The following is a 25466-nucleotide window of genomic DNA, read 5'->3' on the forward strand; positions in this document are numbered from 1 at the left end:
CCCTCCCGTCGCATGGTCGGCCGTCGCGGCGGCATGGTCGGCGACACACCCGCGTGCGGAATGCCGCTCCGCCCCCGCCGGTTGACCCAGGCGATGAACTCCACGACCGCTCCCCGCCTGTCCGTCCTCGACCTGGTGCCGGTGCGCACCGGGCAGTCCAGCGCCCAGGCGCTCGCCGCGTCCATGGCGCTGGTGGACCGTGCCGACGCGCTCGGCTACGAGCGCTACTGGTTCGCCGAGCACCACAACATGGCGGCCGTGGCGGCGTCGACGCCGCCGGTGATGATCGCCGCGGCCCTGGCGCGGACGTCGCGCATCCGGGTGGGTTCGGGCGGCGTCATGCTGCCGAACCACGCACCGCTGGTCGTGGCGGAGCAGTTCGCGGCGCTGGAGGCGCTGGCCCCGGGGCGGGTGGACCTCGGTATCGGGCGGGCACCCGGCTCCGACCCGGTCGTCACCGCGCTGCTGCGCTCGTCCGGCCCGACGTCGGACGTCGACCGGTTCCCCGAGCACGTGCAGAACATCCTCGCGCTCATGCACCCCGACGGCGCCCGCCTGCGCCTCACGGACGGGCAGGTCTACGACGTGCACGCGACCCCCGCCGCCGAGGCGACGCCCACGGTGTGGCTCCTGGGTTCCAGCGACTACTCCGCCCGCCTCGCCGCGGAGCTGGGCCTGCCGTACGTGTTCGCCAACCACTTCTCCGGCGCGGGGATCGACCAGGTGCTCGCCCTGTACCGCGACGGGTACACCCCGAGCGAGGCGCACCCGGAGCCCCGCACGTTCCTCACGGTGAACGCCGTCGTCGCGCCGACGCTCGCCGAAGCGGAGGAGCGCGCCATGCCGCAGCTGCGCGCCATGGCCCGTCTGCGCACCGGCCGCCCGATGGGCCGCTCGGAGACGGTCGAGGAGGCGCTCGCCGACCCTCTGGACGGCCTCGGCCAGCAGATGGTGCAGGACATGCGCGCCCGCTGGCTCGTCGCCGATCCGGAGACCGCCCGCGCCGAGATCGCGAGCCTCGCCGCCCGGCACGGCGTCGACGAGGTCATGGTCGTGCCCGTCGCGGGCACCTACGCCGGGGAACCGCTGGACTCGACCCCCGGGCGCGTCCAGACCCTGGAGCTGCTGGCGTCCTGACGAGCCGCGGATATTCGCGTGCGGTGCGACCGTGCGGCGGCGACGATGCCCTCATGTCCGCCGTGCGCCTGGTGCGCTCCTCGACCCTGACCCCCGACGTCGACTACGCGTACACGTCCGTGGTGCCCGCGGGCACCCGGCTGGTGCACCTGGCGGGGGCGTGCCCGCTCGACGTGGAGGGCCGGACGGTCGCGCCCGGCGACCCCGCCGCCCAGGCACGTCAGGTGGTGGCGAACCTGGTGCAGGCGCTGGCGGACGTGGGGGCGACGCTCACGGACGTCGCGTACACCCGGGTGCTGGTGGCGTCGGCGGACCGCGCCGACCTGGTGGCGGTGTGGCGGGTGGTCCGGGACGCGTTCGGCGAGCACGACGTGCCGAGCACCCTGCTGGGCGTGACCGTCCTGGGGTACCCGGACCAGCTCGTCGAGGTGGAGGCCGTCGCGGCGCTGCCGGAGGAACCGTCCACGCGCCACTGACTCCCCGGCCACGCCCGCCGGGGCCCACCGTTGCCTGCCCGTCCGCCCTGGACTAACTTCGACCTGGTCCGGTCGAACCAGGGAGCGGCATGCGAACCGTCAACGTGCACGAGGCCAAGACCCACCTCTCCCGCCTCCTCGCGGACGTCGAGGCCGGCGAGGAGGTCGTCATCGCCCGCGCGGGTCGACCTGTCGCCCGGTTGAGCGCGGTGGCCGACGTCCCTCGACCGCCCCGTCCGCTCGGTCCGCTCGCCGGCCGGTTCACGATGCCGGACGACTTCGACGGTTTCGCGCGGGACGAGATCCTCGCTCTGTTCGGCGGGACGATGTCGCCCGACGCCGACCGCTCGTGAGTTACCTCCTGGACACGCTGCTCACGACCGACAGCACGGTCGCCCGGTACCAGGGGCCGATCCGGCTCGTCACCTGAGGTGGACGTGTCGTCGTGCCACGATGACCGCATGACCCTGCGCCGCCTCACCCCGTCGGTGTCCGTCCTGCGGGCGGGCAACCCTGGTCCGATGACGTTGGACGGCACACGCTCGGTGGTCCTGCGGGCGCCGGGGGCGGCGTCGTGCGTGGTGGTGGACCCCGGTCCGGACGACGCGGCGCACCTGGACGCGCTGGCGGACGCCGGCCGGGTCGCGCTGGTGCTGGTGACGCACCGGCACGCCGACCACACGGCGGGGTCACCGGGCCTGCGGGACCGTACGGGGGCTCCGGTGCGGGCGGCGGACCCGGCGCACTGCCACGGCGGCGACCCCCTGGCCGGTGGCGAGACGATCGCCGCGGCGGGGTTGCGCATCGACGTGCTGGCGACGCCGGGGCACACGGCGGACTCGGTGTCGTTCGTCGTGACGGCGCCGGGCGAGGACCCGGTGGTGCTCACCGGGGACACGGTCCTCGGGCGGGGCACCACGGTGCTCGCGGAGCCGGACGGGTCGCTGGCGGACTACCTGGCGAGCCTGGACGTGCTGGAGGCCGTCGGCGACGGCCGCCTCGCCGTCCCGGCGCACGGCCCCGAGGTCGAGGACCTGGGCACGGCGGTGCGCGCCTACCGGGAGCACCGGCTCGTGCGGCTGGCGCAGGTGCGCTCGGCGCTCGACGTGCTGGGCCGCGACGCGGACGTCGACACCGTCACCGCCCACGTGTACGCCGACGTCGACCCGTCGGTGGTGCGGGCGGCACGCCAGTCGGTCGCCGCCCAGCTCGCCTACCTCCGCCGCTGACCGGTGTCGGGAGGCTGTGGCACGGTGGCCCCATGACCGACGACGCTCGCACCCCCGTCCGCCTGGGCATCGCCTCCGTCCCCACCCACCCGCCGGAGACGCTCCGCGACCTGGCCGTCGCCGCGGAGGCGTCGGGACTGGACGACCTGTGGGTCTGGGAGGACTGCTTCAAGCAGAGCGGCCTGGCCGCGGCGGCGGCAGCCCTGGGCTGGACGGAGCGCATCCGCGTGGGGCTGGGGCTGATGCCCGTTCCGCTGCGTAGCACCGCGATCACGGCGATGGAGATCGCGACCCTCGCCCGGCTGTTCCCGGGCAGGTTCGTGCCCGCGGTCGGGCACGGCGTCCAGTCGTGGATGGCGCAGGCGGGCGTGCGGGTCGACTCCCCGCTGACGCTGCTGCGCGAGCACACGGTCGCCCTGCGCGCCCTGCTCTCCGGAGAGGAGGTGACGACGTCGGGCCGCTACGTCTCGCTCGACGCCGTTCGGCTCGACTGGCCCCCGACGACGCCGGTGCCCTTGTGGGTGGGCGGCGTCGGCCCGCGCACCCTCGTGCTGGCGGGCGAGGTCGGCGACGCCCTCATCCTCGCGAACGCGCTCACCCCGGACGACGTGCGGGCCGCCGCCGGCACCGCGCAGGACGCCGCGGCGCGGGCCGGGCGCACCCTCACCGACGTGCACGCCACGCTCATCGCGACCACCGGTCCGCGGGCCCAGAAACGCCTGGACGCGGAGCTGCCCACCTGGGGTTCGGCGCCCGGCCAGGGCGTGGGAGCGGCGGGCGACGCCGCGACGATCGCCGCCGCCGTCCGGGACCTCGCCGACGCCGGGGCGACCGCCGTCGCCGTGCAGCCGACGGCGGACGAGCCCGACCTGGCGGCCTTCGCGACGTTCCTGGGGGCGCAGGTCCGGCCGCTGCTGGCCTGACCACCGCTGTCGGTGGCCCGGTCTAGCGTGAGGGAGTCCCACCGCCGTCGAGGGAACGTCGAAGGAGACCGCCATGGACTGGAAGATCGAGCTGATCTTCGTGCCCGTCACCGACGTGGACCGTGCCAAGGAGTTCTACGAACGGATCGGGTTCCACCCCGACCACGACCAACGGGTCTCCGACGACCTGCGGTTCGTGCAGATGACGCCGCCCGGCTCAGCCTGCTCCATCGCGTTCGGCACCGGCCTCGGGCTCACGCTGGCGCCCGGGCAGCAGGACACCATCCAGGTGGTCGTGCCGGACGCGGACGAGGCGCTGGCGCACCTGCGGGACCTGGGCGTCGACGCCGACGGCGTGGACGAGCAGGCCTGGGGACGGTTCGTCACGTTCGCCGACCCGGACGGCAACAGCTGGACGCTGCAGCAGCTCCCGTCCCGCACCTGAGCCAGGTCAGAGCCGCTTGCCGTAGCAGAGCTGGTCCGGCTCGCCCGCGTACCGGCCGTACGACTCGATCGGCTCGTAGCCGAGGGCCGTGTACAGACCGATCGCCTCGGGCTGGGCGGTGCCGGTCTCCAGCACGAGCCGGCGGAAGCCGACCTGCCGCACCGACCGCTCCAGCTCGACGGTCAGCCGTCGCGCGATCCCGCGACCCCGGTGCTCGGGCAGCACGAACACCCGCTTGAGCTCGCCGGTGGCGGCGGGGTGGAGGGTGCCGCGGCCCCGGTGGTCGTCCGTGCCCGACACGTCGCGCACGCTGCCGCCCGCGACCGCGCGCCCGTCGACCAGGGCCACCAGGGTCACGACGACCGTCCCGGCGTCGATGACCTCCTGCGCGTCGGCGTCGCCGCCGTAGCGACGGCCGAGCTCGGCGACCGCCTCGGCGCGCAGGGCGGCGGCGTCCGGGTGGTCGAACGGCACCTCGACGACGTCGACCCCGGCCCCCGGGGACACCGCGACCGCGAGGTCGCCGGCCCCGGCCGGGCCGGGGTCGGCCACGGACGTCGTCATGCCCGGATCAGCGAGGCGAGCACCGAGGTGAAGAACCCCAGCCCGTCCACGCCGGTGCGCGACCCGTCGGCCGCCTCGGGGCCGAAGCCCGACTCGACGGCGTGCTCGGGGTGCGGCATGAGGCCCACGACGTTGCCCGCCGCGTTCGTGATGCCCGCGATGTCGCGGCGCGACCCGTTCGGGTTCACGCCGACGTAGCGGAACGCGACGCGGCCCTCGCCCTCGAGCTCGTCGAGGGTGCGCTCGTCGGCGACGAACTGGCCGTCCTGGTTCTTCAGCGGGATCGTGATGTGCTGACCCGCGGCGTACTGGTTGGTCCACGCCGTGTCGGCGTTCTCGACGGCCAGCACCTGCTCGCGGCACACGAAGTGCAGGTGGTCGTTCTTCACCATGGAACCGGGCAGCAGGTGCGCCTCGGTGAGGATCTGGAACCCGTTGCAGATGCCGAGCACGGGCATGCCGCCCTTCGCGGCGTCCACGACGGCGTCCATCGCGGGCGCGAAGCGCGAGATCGCCCCGGCGCGCAGGTAGTCGCCGTAGGAGAACCCGCCGGGCAGCACGACGGCGTCGACGCCCTGGAGGTCGCCGTCCGCGTGGAACAGCGACACCGGCTCGCCACCGGCGAGGCGCACCGCACGGGCGGCGTCCCGGTCGTCCAGCGTGCCGGGGAACGTGATGACGCCGATGCGGGCCGACGCGAGCGTGGCCGCGCTCATCAGGCCGACACCCCGGCGGACTCCTCGGACGCGTCGGCGACGCGCACGACGTCCTCGATGATCGGGTTCGACAGGAGGGTCTCGGCGGCCTCGCGGGCGGCCTGCAGGACCTCCGGCGTCACCTCGCCGTCGACCTCGAGCTCGAACCGCTTGCCCTGGCGGGCACCGGTGAACTGGGTGAAGCCGAGACGCGGCAGCGCCCCGACGACGGCCTTGCCCTGGGGGTCCAGGATCTCGGGCTTCGGCATGACCTCGACGACGACGCGTCCCACAACGGGCTCCTCAGGTGCTCTGCACGGTGCCGCCGCTCCGGGATCCCGGTGCCGTTCGGCGCAAGGACGCGCGAGGCAGCGGGCGGGAGCACGACGGCGGGATTCCGCGCGCCAGTCTACCCGCGCTCGCGGGCTCGCCGGCCCCACGCGCCCGGCCCGGCATCGCGCCGGACGGTGCCGAGCGCTCCGTCTCGGTTGGCGAGTCTTCGCCACGTCGCGGTCTCGCCACGTCCAACCGGTGTTCGTCAGGGCAACCGGGGTGTCACCCTGTGACGCACCCCGCCCGAACCGGAGACCCCACATGACGAACCCCCGACGGTCACGGCGCCTCACCGCGCTCGCGGCCCTCACCGCCCTCACGCTCGGCGCGCTCGGCACGACCCCTGCCCACGCCGCCCCGACCGGCGACGCCGAGGACCTCCTCGCGTCGCTCGACGCCGACCAGCTCGCCGCGCTCACCCGCATGAACGAGATGCAGGTGACCGGCCTGCAGGACTTCGACGAGGACGCGACGGAGAGCGCGAAGCCCGTGGACGTCATCGTCTCGCTGACCCAGCCGACCGCCGAGACCGCGCGCCTGCTGGCCGCGACCGACGGCGCGGAGCTCTCCGCGCAGGACGCCACGGCCGCCGTCACCGAGTCGCAGGAGGAGTTCGACGCCGCGCTGGCCGAGGAGTTCCCCGAGCCCGAGACGAAGGCGAAGGGCGCGAAGGACGTCGCCCCGGTGGTCACCGAGACCTACACCGAGGCGTTCAACGGTGCGAGCCTGACCGTGCGGGGCACCGACCTCGAGGCGCTCGCCGCGGTCGAGGGCGTCGCGGCCGTGTGGCCCGACGCCGAGGTGCACGCGACCTCCTCCACCGGCTCCCTCGGTGCCGCGAAGTCCGCCGAGCCGACCGACGACCAGGCGGCCATCGCCGCCGGTCTGGCGAAGCTGCACGCCGAGGGCGTCACCGGCAAGGGCATCACGGTGGGCGTCATCGACACCGGCATCGACTACCACCACCCCGACCTGGCGGACGCCTACGTCGGCGGGTACGACTTCGTGGACGACGACGCCGACCCGATGGAGACCACCTACGCCGACTGGAAGGCGTCGGGTCGGTCCGAGACCAGCAACGGCTCCACCTACTACACCGAGCACGGCACCCACGTGGCCGGCATCGTCGCGGGCCGCGGCGACGTCGACGACGAGCGGGCCGCGCACGGTGTGGCGCCCGAGGCGAAGATCCGCGCCTACCGGGTGCTCGGCCCGTACGGCGGCGGTTACACCAGCGACGTGCTCGCGGGCATGGACGGTGCGCTGCAGGACGAGGTCGACGTCGTCAACATGTCGCTCGGCGCCCCGTCGAACGACTCGCTGACGCCGCAGTCCCTCGCCGCGGACAACCTCGTGCTGTCCGGCATCACCACCGTGGTCGCGGCCGGCAACGACGGCCCCGGCCCCCGGACGCTGGGCACCCCGGCCGCTGCCGCGCTGCCCGTCACCGTGGGCGCGAACGACACCCCGCTGACCCTGTCGCGGAGCACCGCCACGCTCGGCGGCGTGTCCGCCGAGGTCCGGCTCCTCGCGTCGTCCGCGCAGGACCCGACCGGCACCGACGTGCCGGCGGACCTCGCCGTGGTCGCCGTCGGCCTGGGCAACGCCGCCGGGTACTCCGGCAAGGACGTGACCGGCAAGGTCGTGCTGGTCGACCGCGGCTCCATCTCCCTCAACGAGAAGGTGGAGCGGGCGCGCGACAAGGGCGCCGCCGCCGTCCTGCTGGTCAACAGCAACGCCGACGAGGGCTGGATCCCGAACTACCTCGGCGAGGCCCCGGGCTTCGTCCCGGCGTTCTCCGTGACAGTTGCCGACGGGGCGGCCCTCCGGGCCGCGCTCGCGGCCGACCCTGCCGCGACCCTCACCCTCTCCGGTGCCGGGCAGTTCGTGCTCGGCGGCGACCAGGTCGCCACCTTCAGCTCGCGCGGCCCCGTCCACGGGTCCGGCACCATCAAGCCGGAGGTCACCGCGCCCGGCGTGAGCATCCTGTCGTCCGTGCCGGTCGACGTCGTCGACCTGGAGGGTCGTGACTACGACCTCGCCTACGCGCGGCTGTCCGGCACGTCGATGGCGGCGCCGTACGTCGCGGGCGTCGCCGCGCTGCTGCTCGACGACGACCCCCGGCGCAGCCCCGCGGACGTCAAGGTCGCCCTCATGAACACGGCCGCCCCGCTGGAGCAGGAGGACGACGTCTTCGCCGCCGGTGCCGGTCAGGTCGACCCGTACTCCGCCGTGCACGCCGGCGTGTCCGCCCGCGCCTGGCTGGAGACCCCGCAGGTCGACGCCGCAGGCACCACGTCCACGCTGCGCTACGACACCGGGGCCGTCGACTTCGGCACCGTCGCCTCGGGCCGCCGTGTGAACGAGAAGATCACCGTCACCCTGGACAACGACTCCACGCTGCTGACCCGCTACGACGTCGAAGCCGAGCTCGTCGACGCCGGCGGGCCGGACGCCGCGGCGAACGGAGTGGAGATCGACGTCCCGTCGTCGGTGCTCGTCGGCCGTCTCGGCCTCGCGCCGCTCCAGGTCCGCCTCAAGGCACCGGCCACGGCTGCGGAGGGCTCGTACCAGGGCTACGTCACCCTGACCCCGCGGGACGCGAAGCAGCCGACGCTGCGGATGCCCGTCGGAGCACGTCTGGCCACGAACGGCCTGTCGGAGCTGGTGATGATCAAGCCGACGCTGTCGACCCACCAGGGCACGGGCGACGGTCTCGCGTCGAACGGTCAGGCCGAGTTCGCGTTCCGGCTGGACGGCGAGCTGCGCGAGCTGCGCGTCTTCCTGACGGACGCCGACGGCGAGGACCTCGGCTACGTGGGCACGCTGAGCACGATCGGGCTCCAGGAGGACCTCCTCTACGGGGTCGTCACGTTCACGGGTGCCTACTTCCCGTTCACCGGCGACCGGAGGAACCCGGTCGCCCCGGCGAGCGTGTACGCCCCGGAGGGCGCCTACCGCCTCAAGGTGGTCGGCGTGGACGCGGACGGCGAGACGTCCACGCAGTCCGCCCCGGTCTACGTGGACACCACCGCCCCGACCTACGACGACGCGTTCGGCCCGTGGGACCCGACGACCCCGACGGTCGTCGAGCGTCCGGCGACGGCGACCGGGTACCGGTTCGACGGCACCCTGGTCGACCCCTCGGTCGAGGCCGTCCAGGCCGCCGGGATCGACGTCGACCAGGCCGACAACCAGCTCCTGTGGTCGATCTACAACCCGCAGGCGCCCGAGATGTCCGCCCGCCCGGACACCGCCGGAGCGGTGACCGGCTCGGTCACGTTCCCGGTGGGCCAGCCCGTCACCACGATGTGGATGTGGCCCACCGACGCCGCCGGCAACTGGGCAGAGCGGCGCCGGGTGAGCTTCATCAAGGAGGGGCTGCCGTACGTGGTGGGCTCCGCCGACACGGCGGTGGCGAAGGTCGGCGACGTCGTGACGTACACGCTCACGGCGCACGACGTGCAGGACCTCGCCTCGTTCTCGACCCAGGTCCGGTACACGGGCAGGACCACGAAGATCCTCTCGGTGACCCCCACCGAGGAGCTCGTGGCGCACGGCGCGTCGGAGGTCGAGGTGCAGCACTCCGGCGGCAGCTACCCGACCTTCACGGCGTCCTTCGACGTGCCGACGGGGGTCACGGCGGACGAGCTGCCGCTGCTCGAGGTCTCCTACGAGGTGCTCGACGACGACGGGTGGTCGCTGGAGAACGGTCTGTTCACCGGGTCCACCTCGTACACCGGCTCGGCGGGCCAGCGGACGAACCTGCAGCAGTTCTACGGCAACGTCCAGCGCTTCAACCCGACGACGTCGGTGAACGGCCGAGTCGCCCCCGAGGCGCTCCTCACCAAGGGCTACGCCTTCGACCAGGCGGCCGACTACTCCGGCTACGGCACCGAGGTCACCCTCACCGCGCCGGACGGCACCGTCCGCGAGAGCACCGTGGACACCACGTCGCGCTTCGGGTTCGGCGCGTTGGCCCTGAACGAGGAGGGCTACCGCCTCGACGTGAGCGTGCCCGGACACTTCGCGTGGCACGGCGAGGTCGCGGTCGGTACCGCGACGACCGGTGGCGCCGTGGTCTCGGAGGTCCCGGCCCTGTCCGCCGGGGACGTGAACGGCGACGACGTGATCGACGTCAAGGACGCGATCGCGATCTGGAAGGCGGAGGGCACGTCGAAGCGCGTCGCCGACGTCGACGCGTCGGGCACGGTGGACCGCCGTGACCTCGCGTGGGTCCGGACGAACTACCTCGCGCAGAACCCGACCGCGCCGACGGTGACGACACCGGTCACCCGCTACCTCGGGCTGACGCTCGAGGCGGTCGAGAAGCTGATGTGACCGGCTGACCACACCGAGGACCACGGGCCTGTCGGCCGGCGAACCGCCGGTCGGCAGGCCCGCCCTCGTCGGGCGGCGTCCCGCCCTCAGACCCAGTCGTGGCGCAGCGCGTACCAGCCGAGCTGGAGGCGCGTGCTCACCTCCGCCGAGTCCATGAGGGCGCGGATCCGCCGCTGCACCGTGCGGGGCGAGGTCGCGAGCTGCGAGGCCATCGCGGCGTCGGTGAGGCCCGAGATCATCAGGTGCAGGAGCTGGCGGTCGTCCCGGCTCGGGCCCGCGCCCTCGCGCAGGTACGGCCGGGAACGACGCCACGTCGTCTCGAAGAGCTCGACCGCGACCCGCACGAGCGGGCCCTTGAGCAGGAGCGACGTCGACGGGTCGACCTGGACCATCGCCAGCTCGCCGTCCGAGACGGCCAGCTTGACCAGCGGGTGGTCGACGACCCGGACCCGGTGCCCGACCGCCACCCGCTCGTCGAGCGCGCGCACCGCCGCCGGCTCCGCGAGGAAGGCCGAGTCGACGACGACGCGGTAGGGGATGCGGGAGGGCTCCCGGTCGTCGGTGATGCCGCCCGCGACGGACGCCACCGTGTTCGCACCCGTCTGGAACAGGTCGCTGGAACGGCGGCTGCGCTGCTCCATGTGCGCGATGGCGCGCGCCTGAGCCTCCCGGCCGGACAGCACCTCCACGAGGTCTCCCGCGACCAGCGGCTCCGCGGCGCGGGCCAGGTCCGCGAGCTCGGCGACCAGGCTCTCCGCCTGCTCCAGGTCCGCGCGCAGCCGCTCCACACCGTCGCCCAGCGCGGCCTGCGGAGGCACCGCACGCCAGCGCTCCCCCCCGTGGTCGCCCGCGGCGGGACCGTCCGGCACGACGAGACCGTCGGCCGCCATGGCGCGCAGCGTGGCACGCGCCTCCCCGGCAGGTAGCCCGGCGGCGGCCGCGACGTCGTCGGTCGTGCTTCCGGGAGCTGCCAGGAGCGTGCGGTAGACGGCGCCCCGGACCCCCACGAGGTCGAGCGGTGAGGCTCCGCGCGGTGCAGTGGTCATGGGGCACATCATGCGCCCCCTGTGTTTCGGAGCCCGCGACACGACCCCGGTGATCGAGACGGTCGGCACGTGTCGCCGTGTCGGACTTACCCGATACGGTCGGCGCACACACCCAGTCAGGAGAACCACAGTGACCGTCCCGCCGTCCGGCGACCCTTACGCCCCGCAGCAGCCCCGCACCTCCGGCCCGGACGCGGCGACCACCGCCTCCGCCGACCTGCCCGGACCCCCGGCACCCACGACCGGCCCGTCGCCCTACGTCTCGGGCGCGCCCGCGGACGGCCCCGGGCCCTACGGGTCCCCGGCGTACGGAGCGCCGCAGCCGCCGACGGACGGTGTCTCGATCGGCGCGCTCGTGACCGGCGTCCTCGGCATGGCCCTGATCCCGCTGGGTCTCGGCATCGCGGGCATCGTCCGCACCTCCGGCGGGAAGCGCCGCGGCAAGGGGCTCGCGATCGCCGGCCTCGTCCTCGGCGTGCTGTCGACCATCGTCTGGGGCTTCGTCGTCGCGGGCCTGATGTTCGTCGCCACGAACCAGGACGCCTTCGGCGAGAGCCTCCAGGAGGGCCTCAGCGAGGCGCTGGAGGAGCAGACCGGCACGAACCTCGTCGTCGGCAACTGCTTCGAGGCACCGGCGGACCTCACCAGCGGCGACCCGCTGCAGGCCGTCGACTGCGCGGAGCCGCACTCCTCGGAGGTCGTCGGCGTGCTGGAGCTGGCCGACGGGGACTTCCCGGGACTGGACGCGGTCGTCACGCAGGCCGAGGCAGGCTGCCTGGAGCAGTTCGCCTCGTACGTCGGCGTCGAGTACGCCGAGTCCACGCTGAACGTCGTCTACTTCCACCCCACCGAGGTGTCGTGGACGCTCGGCGACCGCAAGGTCATCTGCGGCGCCGGAATGATGGACGGCACCCCGCTGACGGAGACCGTGGCCGGCAGCGGACTCTGACCGGCGCACGACCGTGGCCTGCCTGCTCGGGTCGAGCAGGCAGGCCACGTGGTCATCGGGTCGACGTCAGGCGAGCGGCGCGCCGGTGATCCGCTCGTACGCGTCCAGGTAGCGATCGCGCGTGCGCAGCACGACGTCGGCGGGCAGCGCCGGGGGCGGTGTGTCACCCGCACGGTCCCAGCCGGAGGCCGGTGACGTCAGCCAGTCGCGGACGTACTGCTTGTCGAAGCTGGCCTGCGCGCGGCCCGGCTCCCAGTCGTCGGCCGGCCAGAACCGGGACGAGTCGGGGGTGAGGACCTCGTCGCCCAGGACGATACGGCGTTCGCCCGTGACGGCGTCGGTGACGGTGCCGAACTCCAGCTTGGTGTCCGCGAGGATCACGCCGCGTTCACGGGCGACCTGCTCGGCCCGGCCGTACACGGCCAGGGTGAGGTCGCGCAGCGCGGCGGCGTCGGCGCCCCCGACGCGGCGGGCGACCTCCTCGAACGTCACGTTCTCGTCGTGCTCGCCCACCTCCGCCTTGGTGGCCGGGGTGAAGGTCGGCTCGGGCAGCCGCGATCCGTCCACGAGGCCGTCCGGGAGCGGGATGCCGGTGACCTCGCCATTCTGGCGGTACTCCGCCAGGCCCGACCCGGTGAGGTAGCCCCGCACCACGCACTCGACGGGGAACATGTCGAGGCGCCGGCAGATCATCGCGCGGCCCGCCACGACGTCGGGCACGAAGCCGTCGCCCGGCTCCGCGCTGGCCTCCGTCGACACGACGTGGTTGTCCACGAGGTCGGCGAGCTGTTCGAACCACCACAGGCTGAGCTGGGTCAGCACCACGCCCTTGTCCGGGATGCCGGGGCTCAGCACGTGGTCGTAGGCGGAGACCCTGTCCGACGCGACCACCAGGACGACGTCGCCCAGGGGGTGCACGCCGCCGAGCGCCGGGAGGTCCGGCGCGTACAGGTCGCGGACCTTGCCCGAGTAGACGTGCGTCCACCCCGGCAGGTCGAGCGGGCCGCCGGCGAAGGCGTCGGGCAGGTCGTCGATGCGCGCGTCGGTCACGGCGCCCAGTCTCTCACCGTCAGGGGACGGCGACCTCGCCCCGCTCGGCCTTCAGCGCGATGTCGGTGCGGTGGTGCGAGTCGGCCAGGGCGATCTTCGCGACGCCCGCGTACGACGCGGCACGCGCGGCGGCGAGGTCGGCGCCTCGCCCGACGACGGACAGCACGCGGCCACCGGCGGAGACGAGGGTGCCGTCGTCGGTGAGCGCGGTGCCGGCGTGCAGGACGTGCACGTCGTCCAGCGCGGCCGCGTCCTCGATGCCGGAGATCGGGTCGCCGGTGCGGGGGCCCTCCGGGTAGCCGTGGGAGGCGACGACGACGTTGACGACGGCCTCGTCGGACCAGTGCAGCGGCGGCAGGTCGGCGAGCTCCCCGCGCGCGGCGGCGAGCATGACGCCGGACAGCGGGGTGTCGAGGCGCGCGAGCACGGCCTGGATCTCGGGGTCGCCGAACCGGGCGTTGAACTCCACGACGCGGGTGCCGCGCGAGGTGAGGGCGAGGCCCACGTACAGGACGCCGGAGAACGGGGTGCCGCGGCGGGCCATCTCGTCGACGGTGGGCTGGGCGATGCGGTCCACGACCTCCCCCACGAGGCCGGCGGGAGCCCAGTCGAGCGGCGTGTACGCGCCCATGCCGCCGGTGTTGGGGCCGGCGTCGGCGTCGGACACGCGCTTGAAGTCCTGTGCGGGGACCATCGGCACGACGGTGGTGCCGTCGCAGAGGCAGAACAGGGAGACCTCGGGGCCGTCCAGGTACTCCTCGACGACGACGACGCCCTCGTCGCCGCGGGCGGCCAGCGCCGCCTCGCCGTGGGCCAGCGCGGCGGCCCGGTCGGTGGTGACGACGACGCCCTTGCCGGCGGCGAGCCCGTCGTCCTTGACGACGTAGGGGGCGCCGAACGCGTCGAGGGCCTCGGCGAGCTCCCCGGGGGTGGTGCAGACGTGCGCCATCGCGGTCGGCACGCTCGCGGCGGCCATGACCTCCTTGGCGAACGCCTTCGAGCCCTCGAGCTGTGCGGCCTGCGCCGACGGCCCGAAGACGGGGATCTCGGCGGCCCGGACGGCGTCCGCGACGCCTGCGACGAGCGGCGCCTCGGGTCCGACGACGACGAGGTCGGCGCTCAGCGCCGTGGCCAGCGCGGCGACGGCGGCACCGTCGAGGGCGTCCACGGCGTGCAGGGTCGCCTGGCTGCCCATGCCCGGGTTGCCGGGGGCGGCGTGCAGCTCGTGCGGTGCACCTCCCACGGCGGACTCGGACGCGAGAGCGTGGACGATGGCGTGCTCGCGGGCACCGTTCCCGACGACGAGGATCTTCACGGGGCCCAAGTCTAGGCGGGGTCCGCGCCGGGCTGCGCGGACCACGGTCGGTGCACCCACGGCCGGGCCCTGCCGCCACCCGGTCAGGGCTGCGGCAGGCGCGCCATCCCGTAGACACGCTCCGCGCGCACGCGCAGCACCTGGCGCCCTTCGGCCACCATCGTCGCGCGGAACTCCTCCCAGTCGGGGTGCTCCCGGCCGGCCGCGGCGCGGTACGTGTCGACCAGCTCGTCGGCCGCCGCGTCGTGCGGGTCGGCGGCGACGTCGCTCAGCTCGGCGGTGCCGTCGAGCACCGCGTAGCTCCAGAAGTCGGGGGCGCTGACGTGCAGCGAGACCCGGGGGTCGCGGGCGGCGTTGCGGGTCTTGGCGCGATCCGCCGTGACGGACACGCGCGCCGTGCGGGTCGCGGCGTCCCAGGCGTACAGCACGTTGGACAGCTGGGGTCGTCCCGCCCGGCGCAGGGTCGCCAGGACCCCCTTGTTCCCGCCCGCCACGAGGTCGAGGAGGGCCTGCTCGTCGTCGGGGGCCTTCGCGTTCGTCGTCATGCGGGGACAACCGCCCCGGTCAGGAGGGTGTTCCCGGCACGGTCGCGTCCTGGCCGGAGCGGGCGAGCGCGTCGGTGACGAAACCGCCGTCGCGCAGGGCCATCACCGTCTCCCGCAACCACGCGACCGACTCCGGGGTGCGGTCGCGCCCCGTGGCGACGGCCTGGCGGATCTCCGTGAACCGCGGCTCGACGACGCGCAGCCCGGAGCGCTGCGCGACCCACCGCTCGACAGGCTGGCGGATCCCCGCCGCCACGTCGAGCCCTTCGGCCTCGAACACGGCCGTGCCCTCGACGCCGCGGACCACGCCGGCGTGGCGCAGCGTGCGGGTCAGGTAGAGGTCGTAGGCGGAGCCCTCCTTGACCCCGACGCGCACGCCGGGGGCGTCGACGTCGTCCGCGACCCGCACGGTCGACGTCTCGGGGACCGCGAACACGCCCTCGATCAGGACGTACGGCGCGGTGAACGCGACGTCGGCGGCGCGGGCGGGCTCCACCGCGAGGAACCCGACGTCGGCGCGTCCCTCGACCACCGCCGCGAACGACAGCCGGGCGGCGTCGACGCACTCGAACGCCACCCGCACGCCGAGCAGACGGGCGAGCTCCCGTGCGAGGTCCACGGTGACCCCGCGCGGATCGTCCGGCGTGCCCTGCGCGAGCACGGGGTTGCCGAGGTTGACCACCGCACGCAGCACTCCCGCCGGGGCGAGCGCGGCGACGACGTCGGGACCGGGCTCCAGGTCGACCATGCCCGCGAGTGTAGACACCCCGGAGACGGGTCGAGCGTCTCTGAAAGTCCCGTTCCGCGGGGAGGAAGGGAACTTTCAGAGACGCTCGAGGACGGGCCCGTGGACCGGACCGCGCACGGTCAGGAGCGCGAGTGGATCAGGTCGTTGATGCCGATGATCTCGTCGCGGCGCGGGCCGACGCCGACGGCCGAGATGCGGCAGCCGGAGACGTCCTCCAGCGCGTCGAGGTAGGCGCGGGCGTTCGCGGGCAGCTCCTCCAGCGTGCGGCAGCCGGAGATGTCCTCCCACCAGCCGGGGAACTCCTCGTAGATCGGCTTCGCGTGGTGGAACGCCGACTGGTCGTCCGGCATCTCGTCGTAGCGGGTGCCGTCGACGTCGTAGGCGACGCAGACGGGGACCTTCTCCATGCCGGTGAGCACGTCGAGCTTGGTGACGACGAGGTCGGTGAGGCCGTTGACGCGGGCCGAGTAGCGGGCGATGACGGAGTCGTACCAGCCGCAGCGCCGGGCGCGGCCGGTGGTGACGCCGTACTCGCCGCCCGTCTTGAGGAGGTACTCGCCGTTCGCGTCGAACAGCTCCGTGGGGAACGGGCCCTCGCCGACACGCGTCGTGTACGCCTTGATGACGCCGATGACGGAGTCGATGCGGGTCGGGCCGACGCCCGAGCCGGTGACGGCGCCGCCGGCCGTCGCGTTCGACGAGGTGACGAACGGGTACGTGCCGTGGTCGACGTCGAGCATGGTCGCCTGGCCGCCCTCGAACAGGACGTTCTTGTTCGCGTCCAGCGCCTGGTTGAGCACCAGGCCGGTGTCCGCGACCATCGGCCTGAGCCGCTCGGCGTGCGCGAGGAGCTCCTCGACGACCTCGTCGACCTCGACCGCGCGCCGGTTGTAGACCTTCACCAGCAGGTGGTTCTTCTGGTCGAGCGATCCCTCGACCTTCTCCGCGAGGATCTTCGGGTCGAACAGGTCCGCGATGCGCAGGCCCACCCGGTTGATCTTGTCGGCGTACGCCGGGCCGATGCCCCGGCCCGTCGTCCCGATGCGGCGCTTGCCGAGGAAGCGCTCGGTGACCTTGTCGAGCGTGCGGTGGTAGCTGGTGATCACGTGCGCGCCGGACGACACGAGCAGCTTCGAGGTGTCGACGCCGCGCTCGTTCAGCGCGTCCAGCTCCTCGTACAGCACCTCGATGTCGACGACCACGCCGTTGGCGATGACCGGCGTGACGCCCGGGGAGAGGATGCCCGACGGCAGCAGGTGCAGGGCGTACTTCTCGTCGCCGATGACGACCGTGTGCCCGGCGTTGTTGCCGCCGTTGAACTTGACGACGTAGTCCACCCGGTCGCCCAGGAGGTCCGTCGCCTTGCCCTTGCCCTCATCGCCCCACTGGGCACCGACGAGCACCACCGCTGGCATGGGATCCACTCTCCTCGTGGTTCGGAAGGGCACCGGCGGTCCGGCCGGGCCCCGCCAGAGTTTACCCGTCCATGACCTGGACGGGGTGTGACGACCGGCTCAGGCGGGTCGCGGGCGCTGCGGCAGGGTGATCGGCGTCGCCCCCGACGAGGGAGCCGTCTGCTCGCAGCGGTGGTCGGCGTCGACCCGGAACAGGTCGAGCGCGCCGCACACCTCCAGCACGAACAGGTCCCGCTCGTCCGCGCCGCGCAGCACCGTGGCGCCTCCGCGCTTGCGGCCGGAGTCGGCGAGCGAGATGAGGAAGGCCGCTCCGGTGGAGTCCATGAAGGTCACCCGGCACATGTCGATCACCAGCAGCTGCCGGCGCAGGCCGACCACGCGCGCCGTGATCTCCGGGAACTGCTCCCGTTCGGCGAGATCCAGGTCCCCCGCGATCACGAGCGTCGTCGTCGTGGAGGACGTCGCGATCTCGATCATGCGCCGAGCCTACCCGCGCGCGGCCCGGTCCGCGCCGGGCGGGCCGTCCCGCTGCGATGGTCGGTGCGCGCACGCTGCTGCGAGGATGGGCGCATGACGTCTTCCGGTCCTGTGGACAACCTGCTCCCCGGCCCCGCGCCGACCCTCCTGCCCGACGACCACGCCGTGGTCCGCGAGGCGATCTCCGCGGGCGACGAACCGGCCCGCCTGGCCGCCGACCACCCCGCGGCGAGCCTCGCGTGGGCGGTGCTGGCCGAGCAGACCCTCGACGGCGGGGACGACGTCGTGCACGCCGTCACGGCGTACGCGTACGCCCGCACCGGCTACCACCGCGGCCTGGACGCGCTGCGCCGTGCCGGGTGGCGCGGCCAGGGCCCGGTGCCGGCGACCCACGAGCCCAACCAGGGGTTCCTGCGCGCCCTGCTGGCGCTGTCCGAGGCCGCCGCGCGCATCGGTGAGGACGACGAGGCGGAGCGCTGCGCCCGGTTCCTCGTCGACTCCGGCGCCACCCTCGACGAGGTCCGCGCCCTGCGCTGACCCGATACCGGCCGGGACCGCGGCGAGGGGCTCTCAGCCCTCCGCGGTCTCGCCCGGTGCCGGGACGGGACGCAGCTTCGCCCACACGAGCTTGCCGGACCCGGCGGGGCGCCAGCCCCAGTCGGCCAGCCGCTCGACGATCTGCATGCCGAACCCGCCGAGCCGGTTCGGGTGCCCGTCGGTCGCGACCGGCGGCGCGGGGTTGGCGTCCTCGACCTCGATGCGCAGCCCGTCGCCCGTGTCGAACAGGCGCAGGGCGATGTTCCCCCAGCCGTGCAGCACGCCGTTCGCGACCAGCTCGGACACGACCAGCTCGGCGGCGGCCGAGTCGGGCAGCCCCCACGCCTGGCAGGTCCGCAGCACCGCGTGCCGCGCCCGGCCGATGGACGCGGGCTCGCTCGGCAGCAGCCAGCGGCGCGAGCGCGGGCTCAGGGCCGTCACCCGGGCGTCCGCCTCCGGGTCCGGCACCCGCACCACGACGATCGCGACGTCGTCCTCCGGGGCGTCCGCGAGCCGCGACAGCAGCTCCTCCCCCACGCCGGCCGCGTCCCGGGCGGTGATCCGCGCGGACATCTCGACCAGGGCGTCGAGGCCGACCTTGAGGGAGCGGTCGCGCCGCTCGATCAGCCCGTCCGTGTAGAACAGCAGCACGTCACCGCGGTGCAGCACCTCGCGGGCGGTGGTGCGGACGTCCCCGCCGAACCCGACGAGCATGCCGCTCGACGCCGTCAGTGAACGCACCTCGCCGTCGCGCAGCAGCAGCGGCGGCAGGTGCCCGGCCCGCGTGTACTCCAGGAACCAGGTGTCGTCCTCGGCGACGTGGTGCAGCGCCGCGTACACCAGCGACGCGGGGCGTGGCACCCGCATGCCGGCGACCAGCTGGTCGACGCGGTGCAGCACGATCCCCGGCGTGGTGAGCTCGAAGGCGTAGGCGCGCACCACGGACCGGAGCTGGCCCATCGCGGCCGCCGCCTCGACGTCGTGCCCGACGACGTCGCCGATGACGAGCCCGACGGTCCCCTCGGTGATCTGCAGGACGTCGTACCAGTCGCCGCCCACCTGGGCGTGCTCGGCGTTGGGCGCGTAGTAGGTCCACACGTCCAGGCCCGACACCTCGGCCTGCTCAGGGAGCATCGCGCGCTGCAGCGCCTCCGCGAGCCGGTGCTCGCGCGCGTAGAGCCGCGCGTTGTCCACGGCGGTGCCGGCGCGGCGGGCCACGACCTCGATCACGGTGTACAGGTGCTCCGGCTCCGCCGCGCCGCCGAACGGGCCGCCGGACCCCGACGTCCACGTCACGAGGATGCCGAGGACGCGGCGTCGGCCGGCCACCGCGTGCACGACCGCCACCCGTGGAATCGCTCCCGTCTCGTCGACGACGCGGCGCAGCAGGTCGCGGCGCAACCAGCCCGAGGCGGACATCGGCGGGTAGTCCCGCTGCAGGTCCAGGTGCACGGGCCCGTCCACGACCCCGTCGAGGAGGTCCTGCACCCGGTCCGTCCCCGCGGACGCGGGGGCGGACGCCGCCGTCGGCGCGTCCTCCAGGTGGTCGCCCTGCCAGCGGTCCGGCACGTACCGCGCGTGCCGGCGCCCGCGTCCCGACGGCGGGGACGCGACGTCGACGCCCTCGGCGAAGACGAGGCCGTCGTCGTTGAGGTAGAAGCCCGCCCAGGGCACCAGCGAGCGCAGCAGGTCGGCGATGTCCCGCAGCGCGAACGGGTACTCCAGGTCCCCGAGCAGCTCGGTGGTCTGCGCGATGAGGTCGAGGTCGGCACGCTGGCGCCGCTCCACCTCCAGCGAGGCGAGCTGTGCGGCCTGCTGGTCCACGTACTCGGACACGTCCGTGGTCACCCCGACCCAGACGTGCGCCTCCCCGTCGTGGGACGGCAGCGGCGTCACGTCGACCTGGAGCCACGTCGTGCCGCCGTCGCGGCGGCGCGTGCTGACGATGCGCCGCATGGGGCGCCCGGCGCGCAGGTCGTTCTGGGCGGCGGCCCGGTTGGGGTCGTCCTCGACCAGGGCCAGCAGGGCGTGCGGGCCCAGCAGCCCGAGGTCGGTGACGCCGACCCCGCCGAGCTGCACGAAGGCCTCGTTGACCCACAGCACCGGCATGCCCTCGTCCCACGACCCCGTGATGAAGGCCGGCACCGTCGTCACCGTGAGGGCGGACGCGAGCTGCGAGCCCGTGACCGGCATCGACGGCAGGGCGGGCAAATCGGTCATACCCCTCCGTCCGGATCGCTGTGTCGGCCAGGTTCGTGCATTCGCACCACATTCAACCGTAGATTGGTGTCCGCCGAGACCCGAGGTGAGCGACCAGCTCGAGGAAGGAGCACCGTGCAGGACGGATCGAACGCGGCGCCACGCAACCCCGTCGCCGGAGCGGACGGTGCCCCGCCCGCGATCGGCGACCCCGCCAGCATCCACGTGATCGTCGGGACGTCCCGCGCGCGGGTTGTGCTGTCCGGCGAGATCGACGCCGACGTCAGCGCCGAGCTCGGGGACGCGATCTCCGACGCCGAGGCGTCCGGGCTGCCCGTCGAGATCGACGCGCACCACGTGACGTTCATGGACTCCTCGGGCGTCGCCTTCCTCGCCCGGCTGGCCACCCGCAGCCCGCACAAGGTGCGGGTGCTGCGCGCCCCGCCCACGGTCCGGTTCCTGCTCGACGTGACCCGCATCGGCGAGCTCCTGGAGATCGTCGACGAGGATCCCGGCATCGACCTCGACGTGACCTCCAACGCCCCGAACTGATCCGCCGCCCGCCAGGGCGCGGTGCGCGAAGGCCCCCGGGACCTCAGGGTCCCGGGGGCCTTCACCGCGCGGTGGCGCCCACCGGCGCACGAGGCGCCGGCGAGCGCCGGTGCGAGGTCGTCACATCTTGTTGCCGGCGGAGCGCAGCTGCTGCGAGGCCTCGACGATGCGGGCGGCCATGCCGCCCTCGGCCAGCTTGCCCCAGGCGCGCGGGTCGTAGGTCTTCTTGTTGCCGACCTCGCCGTCGATCTTCAGGACGCCGTCGTAGTTCTTGAAGAAGTGGTCGGCCACCGGACGCGAGAACGCGTACTGGGTGTCGGTGTCGATGTTCATCTTGATGACGCCGTTGTCGACCGCCTCGGAGATCTCCTCGGCCGTGGAGCCGGAGCCGCCGTGGAAGACGAGGTCGAACGGGTTCTCCTGGCCGATCTCGGCACCGACGGCCTGCTGGATGTCCGCGAGGATCGACGGACGCAGCTTGACCGCACCCGGCTTGTACACGCCGTGCACGTTGCCGAAGGTGAGGGCCGTCAGGTAGCGGCCCTTCTCGCCGGCACCGAGGGCGCGGACGGTCGCGAGGCCGTCCTCGGCCGTGGTGTAGAGCTTCTCGTTGATCTCGGCCTCGTGGCCGTCCTCCTCGCCACCGACGACGCCGACCTCGATCTCGAGGATGGTGCGCGCGGCCTGCGACAGCTCGAGGAGCTCCGCGGCGATGACGAGGTTCTCGTCCAGGGGGATGTCCGAGCCGTCGAACATGTGCGACTGGAAGGTCGGGTTCTTGCCGGCCTTGACCTGCTCGGCCTCGAGGGCCAGCAGCGGGCGGACCCAGGAGTCCAGGTTCTTCTTGACGCAGTGGTCGGTGTGGATCGCGATGTTGACGGAGTAGTTCTTCGCCACCTCGGTCGCGTACGCGGCCAGCGCGAGGGAGCCCACGACACGGTCCTTGACCGTCGAGCCGGATGCGTACTCGGCGCCACCCACCGAGACCTGGATGATGCCGTCCGACTCCGCCTCGGCGAAGCCCTGGAGGGCAGCGGTGATCGTCTGCGACGACGTGATGTTGACGGCGGGGTAGGCGAACTTGCCGGCCTTCGCCCGGTCGATCATCTCGGCGTAGACCTCGGGGGTTGCGATAGGCATCTGCGGTACTCCAATGAAGGGGCGTACGAGGGATGCAGCGGGCGCAGTGTCGCCCGAGCGGCGGCGGGTGCCGTGCTGGGCGGGCGGGCACGGGGCCCACATGCACACGGATTTTCTCACGAACGGGTTGTGGCCGTCACATCGCGTCGACCCTGTGAGACGCGCCCGGGCGACGGCCGCTCGCCGCGGCGGCCCCGCGCGCCCCGGCGTCGCAGGTCAGAGGTGCTGCAGCGCCCAGGAGTGCATCGCGATCGCCGCGGCCGCCCCCGCGTTGAGCGACCGCGTGGACCCGTGCTGGGTGATGTGGACGACGACGTCGCTCACGGCCTGCGCCTGCGGGGTGAGACCGCTCGACTCCTGCCCGAACAGCAGCACGCAGCGGGCGGGCAGGGCCCGCCCCTCCAGCGGCACCGACCCCGGCACGTTGTCCACCCCCACGACCGTCAGCGGGCCGTCCGGCGCGCCCACCGCCCAGGCGGCCAGCGCGTCGGCGTCGGCGTGGTGGTGCACGTGGAGGTAGCGGTCGGTCACCATCGCGCCCCGCCGGTTCCAGCGGCGGCGTCCCACGACGTGCACCCCGGCGGCGTTGAACGCGTTGGCGGTGCGCACCACGGACCCGATGTTGAGGTCGTGCGCCCAGTTCTCGACCGCGACGTGCAGCGCCGAGGTCGGCGGCCGGCGGGCGTCCAGGTCGGCCACCACCGCCTCGACCGTCCAGTAGCGGTAGGGGTCGACGACGTTGCGTCGGTCGCCGTGCGCGAGCAGCTCGGGGTCGTAGCGGGGGTCCGGGGAGCCGTCGGGCAGCCGCGGCCACTGCGCCTCGCCGCCCGGCCACGGTCCGACGCCGACCTCCGGCGCGGGCCCCCCGAGATCCTGGTCCGGCGCGGTGTCAGACATCGTCGGCCGCCCGCGACGCCTCCCACCACAGGGCGGCGCCGACGACGGCTGCCCCGGCGACGGCGAGCAGCACCGGCCCGACGACGGCGGCGGCGTCCGGCGGACCCTGCAGCCCGCCGTCGACGTCCTGCCACGGCCACAGCGCCCGCAGCGAGCCGATCATGAGTCCGGCGAGCACCGCCATCGTGGCCTGCCGGCGGTGCTCCAGCAGCCAGTGCAGCAGCTTGACGAAGCTGCCCAGGCCGACGGCGGCGCCCAGCAGGAACGCCCCGACGAACGCGAGGTCGCGCTCCGAGAGCGCCTCCTGCACCGGCACGTACAGGCCCATGACCACCAGCAGGAACGAGCCCGAGATGCCGGGCAGCACCAGCGCGTTGATGGCGATGGCCGCGCCCAGCACGACGTACCACAGGGACGGGTCGGCCACCTCGGCGGGCGGCAGCCCGCTCAGCAGGAAGGCGGCCACCGCGCCGCCGACGAGAAGTGCCGCGTCGCGGCCACGGAACCGCCACGGCATCATCCGCAGCGGCACCAGCACCGACACGGCGATCATCCCGAAGAAGATCGAGCGCATCATCACCGGCTGCGACTCCAGGAGCGGGGCGATGACGCTGAGGGACACCAGCAGCACCGTCACCATGCCGAGGGCGACCGGGGCGAGGAACCTCCAGTCCACGTCGCGCAGCACCTGCCGTGCGGGCCGCAGGCCGCGACCCTGCGCCACGCCCTGCACCAGCTCGCGCAGCGCGTGCACGACCTGGCTCGCGGCCTCCAGCAGCCGGTCGTACAGACCCACCACGAGCGCGACGGTGCCGCCCGAGATCCCCGGCACGGACTCCGCCATGCCGACGAACCCGCCCCGGACCGCCAGGCCGGGCGCCGCGGTCCACGACGTCCCCGACGGCGGTGCGGCATGGCGCCGGACGGCACCGGTGTGGGTCGTCACGACGCTCTCGTTGCTCATTCGCGGAAGCCTACGGGCCCTCGCGCGGCGGCACGCCGGTGCCCCGTGGAGGAACCGTGGACGTCGTCGTCGCGACCTGCGGGCTACCGTGGGCCCATGACCGGACGGACGATCGACTGCTGGCTGACGGACATGGACGGCGTGCTCGTCCACGAGGGGCAGGCGATCCCGGGAGCGCCCGAGTTCATCGCCGCTCTGCGCCGCGAGGGGCGGCCGTTCCTCGTGCTGACGAACAACTCCATCTTCACCGGCCGCGACCTGGCCGCGCGCCTCGCCCGGTCCGGCATCGACGTCCCCGAGGAGTCGATCTGGACCTCCGCCATGGCGACCGCGACGTTCCTCGCCGACCAGGTGCCCGGCGGCTCCGCCTACGCCATCGGCGAGGCCGGCCTCACCACCGCGCTGCACGAGGCCGGGTACACCCTCACCGACACCGGCCCCGACTACGTCGTGCTCGGCGAGACGCGCACGTACTCGTTCGAGGCGATCACCCGGGCCGTGCGTCTCGTCCGCGACGGAGCGCGGTTCATCGCGACCAACCCCGACACCACCGGCCCGTCGGCCGAGGGGCCCCTGCCCGCCACCGGTGCGGTGGCCGCGATGATCACCGCGGCCACCGGACGGCAGCCGTACTACGTCGGCAAGCCCAACCCGATGATGTTCCGCTCCGCCCTCAACCGCATCGACGCGCACTCCGAGGCCACCGCCATGATCGGCGACCGCATGGACACCGACGTCGTCGCGGGCATCGAGGCCGGGCTGGAGACGTTCCTCGTGCTCACCGGGTCCACCGCCGCGCACGAGGTCGATCGGCACCCGTTCCGGCCGTCGCACGTCGTCGACTCGATCGCGGACCTCATCGAGCGGGTCTGACGGGTCAGGCCAGCGAGAGGTCCGCGAGGTCGTACAGGTAGTGGTACGGCACGCCCAGGGCCTCGATCTTCTCGCCCGCCCCGGTGGCACGGTCGACGATCGTGGCGCAGGCGAGCACCTCGGCGCCCGCGGCACGCGCCGCCTCGATGGCGGTGATCGGCGAGCCGCCGGTCGTCGTGGTGTCCTCCAGGACGACGACCTTGCGCCCGGCGATGTCGGGGCCCTCGATCTGACGCTGCATGCCGTGCGCCTTGGCGGCCTTGCGCACGACGAACGCGTCGAGGTCCTGCCCCCGCGACGCCGCGGCGTGCAGCAGGGCGGTGGCGATCGGGTCGGCGCCGAGGGTCAGGCCGCCGACGGCGTCGACCTCGGCGGTGCCGAGCCCGGCCTCCTCCAGGTGGTCGAGCAGCACGTGCCCGATGAGCGGCGCGGCCCGGTGGTGCAGGGTGACCCGGCGCAGGTCGACGTAGTAGTCGGCCTCCTTGCCGGACGACAGGGTCACCTTGCCGTGCACGACGGCGAGCTCCGCGATGAGGTCACGGAGCTGCTCGCGGGGGGTCGGGGAGAAGTCGGAGGTCATGCCGCCAAGCCTACGGTCACGCCCGGGCCCGCCGCC

Annotated in this window: 26 protein-coding genes; 11 read left to right on the plus strand and 15 right to left on the minus strand. The window is 73.8% G+C overall.

Going from position 1 to position 25466, the window contains the following annotated elements:
* Window positions 1-93 precede the first annotated feature (93 nt).
* From I598_RS10200 to I598_RS10225, 6 genes are all read left to right on the plus strand, one after another.
* Window positions 94-1137 carry an LLM class flavin-dependent oxidoreductase gene (locus tag I598_RS10200; RefSeq protein WP_068202865.1) on the plus strand — a complete coding sequence of 348 codons (1044 nt, stop codon included), beginning with the start codon at window positions 94-96 and terminating at the stop codon, window positions 1135-1137.
* A gap of 53 nt (window positions 1138-1190) precedes the next feature.
* Window positions 1191-1613, plus strand: coding sequence for a RidA family protein (locus I598_RS10205; RefSeq protein ID WP_068202866.1), 423 nt, complete (start codon window positions 1191-1193; stop codon window positions 1611-1613).
* Window positions 1614-1702: 89 nt separating this feature from the next.
* Window positions 1703-1966, plus strand: a complete 264-nt coding sequence (locus I598_RS10210; RefSeq protein ID WP_068202867.1) for a type II toxin-antitoxin system Phd/YefM family antitoxin — start codon at window positions 1703-1705, stop codon at window positions 1964-1966.
* Between the two features lie 108 nt (window positions 1967-2074).
* The gene (locus tag I598_RS10215) at window positions 2075-2842 is read left to right on the plus strand and encodes an MBL fold metallo-hydrolase (RefSeq protein WP_068202868.1); all 768 of its coding nucleotides are present in this window, start codon (window positions 2075-2077) and stop codon (window positions 2840-2842) included.
* 32 nt (window positions 2843-2874) lie between these two features.
* Window positions 2875-3765 carry an LLM class flavin-dependent oxidoreductase gene (locus tag I598_RS10220; protein WP_068202869.1) on the plus strand — a complete coding sequence of 297 codons (891 nt, stop codon included), beginning with the start codon at window positions 2875-2877 and terminating at the stop codon, window positions 3763-3765.
* Window positions 3766-3838: 73 nt separating this feature from the next.
* Window positions 3839-4210 carry a VOC family protein gene (locus I598_RS10225; RefSeq protein ID WP_068202870.1) on the plus strand — a complete coding sequence of 124 codons (372 nt, stop codon included), beginning with the start codon at window positions 3839-3841 and terminating at the stop codon, window positions 4208-4210.
* Window positions 4211-4216: 6 nt separating this feature from the next.
* Here the strand turns inward: I598_RS10225 and I598_RS10230 are convergent, their stop codons facing one another.
* The 3 genes from I598_RS10230 to purS are packed head-to-tail and all read right to left on the minus strand — an operon-like array spanning window position 4217 to window position 5762.
* Window positions 4217-4774, minus strand: coding sequence for a GNAT family N-acetyltransferase (locus tag I598_RS10230; protein ID WP_083973162.1), 558 nt, complete (start codon window positions 4772-4774; stop codon window positions 4217-4219).
* The gene (purQ, locus tag I598_RS10235; protein WP_068202871.1) at window positions 4771-5490 is read right to left on the minus strand and encodes a phosphoribosylformylglycinamidine synthase subunit PurQ; all 720 of its coding nucleotides are present in this window, start codon (window positions 5488-5490) and stop codon (window positions 4771-4773) included. Before purQ ends, I598_RS10230 begins: the two co-directional genes overlap by 4 nt.
* Window positions 5490-5762, minus strand: coding sequence for a phosphoribosylformylglycinamidine synthase subunit PurS (gene purS / locus I598_RS10240; RefSeq protein WP_068202872.1), 273 nt, complete (start codon window positions 5760-5762; stop codon window positions 5490-5492). Before purS ends, purQ begins: the two co-directional genes overlap by 1 nt.
* Window positions 5763-6063: 301 nt before the next feature.
* Between purS and I598_RS10245 the strand changes: the two genes are divergently transcribed.
* Window positions 6064-10143 (plus strand): S8 family serine peptidase, encoded by a 4080-nt coding sequence (locus I598_RS10245; RefSeq protein ID WP_068202873.1) that lies wholly within the window; start codon window positions 6064-6066, stop codon window positions 10141-10143.
* 86 nt (window positions 10144-10229) lie between these two features.
* Here I598_RS10245 and I598_RS10250 read toward each other — a convergent pair whose 3' ends face one another.
* Entirely contained in the window at window positions 10230-11189 is a 960-nt protein-coding gene (locus I598_RS10250; protein WP_198155674.1) for a hypothetical protein, read from the minus strand.
* Between the two features lie 130 nt (window positions 11190-11319).
* On the opposite strand from I598_RS10250, the gene I598_RS10255 reads away from it, so the two are divergent.
* Entirely contained in the window at window positions 11320-12138 is an 819-nt protein-coding gene (locus I598_RS10255; RefSeq protein ID WP_068202874.1) for a DUF4190 domain-containing protein, read from the plus strand.
* 66 nt (window positions 12139-12204) lie between these two features.
* Here the strand turns inward: I598_RS10255 and I598_RS10260 are convergent, their stop codons facing one another.
* The 6 genes from I598_RS10260 to I598_RS10285 form a co-directional block, all read right to left on the minus strand.
* Window positions 12205-13188, minus strand: a complete 984-nt coding sequence (locus I598_RS10260) for a phosphoribosylaminoimidazolesuccinocarboxamide synthase (RefSeq protein WP_232314129.1) — start codon at window positions 13186-13188, stop codon at window positions 12205-12207.
* Between the two features lie 19 nt (window positions 13189-13207).
* Window positions 13208-14503 carry a phosphoribosylamine--glycine ligase gene (purD, locus tag I598_RS10265; protein ID WP_068202875.1) on the minus strand — a complete coding sequence of 432 codons (1296 nt, stop codon included), beginning with the start codon at window positions 14501-14503 and terminating at the stop codon, window positions 13208-13210.
* Window positions 14504-14586: 83 nt separating this feature from the next.
* Window positions 14587-15048 (minus strand): PPOX class F420-dependent oxidoreductase, encoded by a 462-nt coding sequence (locus tag I598_RS10270; protein WP_068202876.1) that lies wholly within the window; start codon window positions 15046-15048, stop codon window positions 14587-14589.
* A gap of 19 nt (window positions 15049-15067) precedes the next feature.
* The gene (locus I598_RS10275) at window positions 15068-15796 is read right to left on the minus strand and encodes a transporter substrate-binding domain-containing protein (RefSeq protein WP_068202877.1); all 729 of its coding nucleotides are present in this window, start codon (window positions 15794-15796) and stop codon (window positions 15068-15070) included.
* A 119-nt stretch (window positions 15797-15915) separates the two neighbouring features.
* The gene (locus I598_RS10280) at window positions 15916-17211 is read right to left on the minus strand and encodes an adenylosuccinate synthase (RefSeq protein WP_068202878.1); all 1296 of its coding nucleotides are present in this window, start codon (window positions 17209-17211) and stop codon (window positions 15916-15918) included.
* 99 nt (window positions 17212-17310) lie between these two features.
* The gene (locus tag I598_RS10285; protein ID WP_068202879.1) at window positions 17311-17688 is read right to left on the minus strand and encodes an STAS domain-containing protein; all 378 of its coding nucleotides are present in this window, start codon (window positions 17686-17688) and stop codon (window positions 17311-17313) included.
* Between the two features lie 93 nt (window positions 17689-17781).
* On the opposite strand from I598_RS10285, the gene I598_RS10290 reads away from it, so the two are divergent.
* On the plus strand, window positions 17782-18225 hold the full coding sequence (locus I598_RS10290) for a DUF3151 domain-containing protein (protein WP_068202880.1): 444 nt from the start codon (window positions 17782-17784) through the stop codon (window positions 18223-18225).
* 33 nt (window positions 18226-18258) lie between these two features.
* On the opposite strand, the gene I598_RS10295 is transcribed toward I598_RS10290, so the two are convergent.
* Window positions 18259-20445, minus strand: coding sequence for an ATP-binding SpoIIE family protein phosphatase (locus I598_RS10295; RefSeq protein ID WP_068202881.1), 2187 nt, complete (start codon window positions 20443-20445; stop codon window positions 18259-18261).
* 114 nt (window positions 20446-20559) lie between these two features.
* Here I598_RS10295 and I598_RS10300 point away from each other — a divergent pair, with 114 nt between their 5' ends.
* A complete protein-coding gene (locus I598_RS10300; protein WP_083973166.1) occupies window positions 20560-20976 on the plus strand; it encodes an STAS domain-containing protein in 417 nt (138 codons plus the stop codon).
* A gap of 120 nt (window positions 20977-21096) precedes the next feature.
* Here I598_RS10300 and fbaA read toward each other — a convergent pair whose 3' ends face one another.
* From fbaA to I598_RS10315, 3 genes are all read right to left on the minus strand, one after another.
* A complete protein-coding gene (gene fbaA / locus I598_RS10305; RefSeq protein WP_068202882.1) occupies window positions 21097-22116 on the minus strand; it encodes a class II fructose-bisphosphate aldolase in 1020 nt (339 codons plus the stop codon).
* Window positions 22117-22332: 216 nt separating this feature from the next.
* Entirely contained in the window at window positions 22333-23013 is a 681-nt protein-coding gene (locus I598_RS10310) for a TrmH family RNA methyltransferase (RefSeq protein WP_068202883.1), read from the minus strand.
* Window positions 23006-23977, minus strand: coding sequence for a DUF368 domain-containing protein (locus tag I598_RS10315; protein WP_083973168.1), 972 nt, complete (start codon window positions 23975-23977; stop codon window positions 23006-23008). Before I598_RS10315 ends, I598_RS10310 begins: the two co-directional genes overlap by 8 nt.
* Before the next feature lie 96 nt (window positions 23978-24073).
* Between I598_RS10315 and I598_RS10320 the strand changes: the two genes are divergently transcribed.
* On the plus strand, window positions 24074-24850 hold the full coding sequence (locus I598_RS10320; RefSeq protein ID WP_068202884.1) for an HAD-IIA family hydrolase: 777 nt from the start codon (window positions 24074-24076) through the stop codon (window positions 24848-24850).
* A gap of 4 nt (window positions 24851-24854) precedes the next feature.
* Here I598_RS10320 and pyrE read toward each other — a convergent pair whose 3' ends face one another.
* Entirely contained in the window at window positions 24855-25430 is a 576-nt protein-coding gene (gene pyrE / locus I598_RS10325) for an orotate phosphoribosyltransferase (protein WP_068202885.1), read from the minus strand.
* Window positions 25431-25466: the final 36 nt, after the last annotated feature.

It is taken from the genome of Isoptericola dokdonensis DS-3 (assembly GCF_001636295.1).
In the GTDB taxonomy this organism is placed as follows: domain Bacteria; phylum Actinomycetota; class Actinomycetes; order Actinomycetales; family Cellulomonadaceae; genus Isoptericola; species Isoptericola dokdonensis.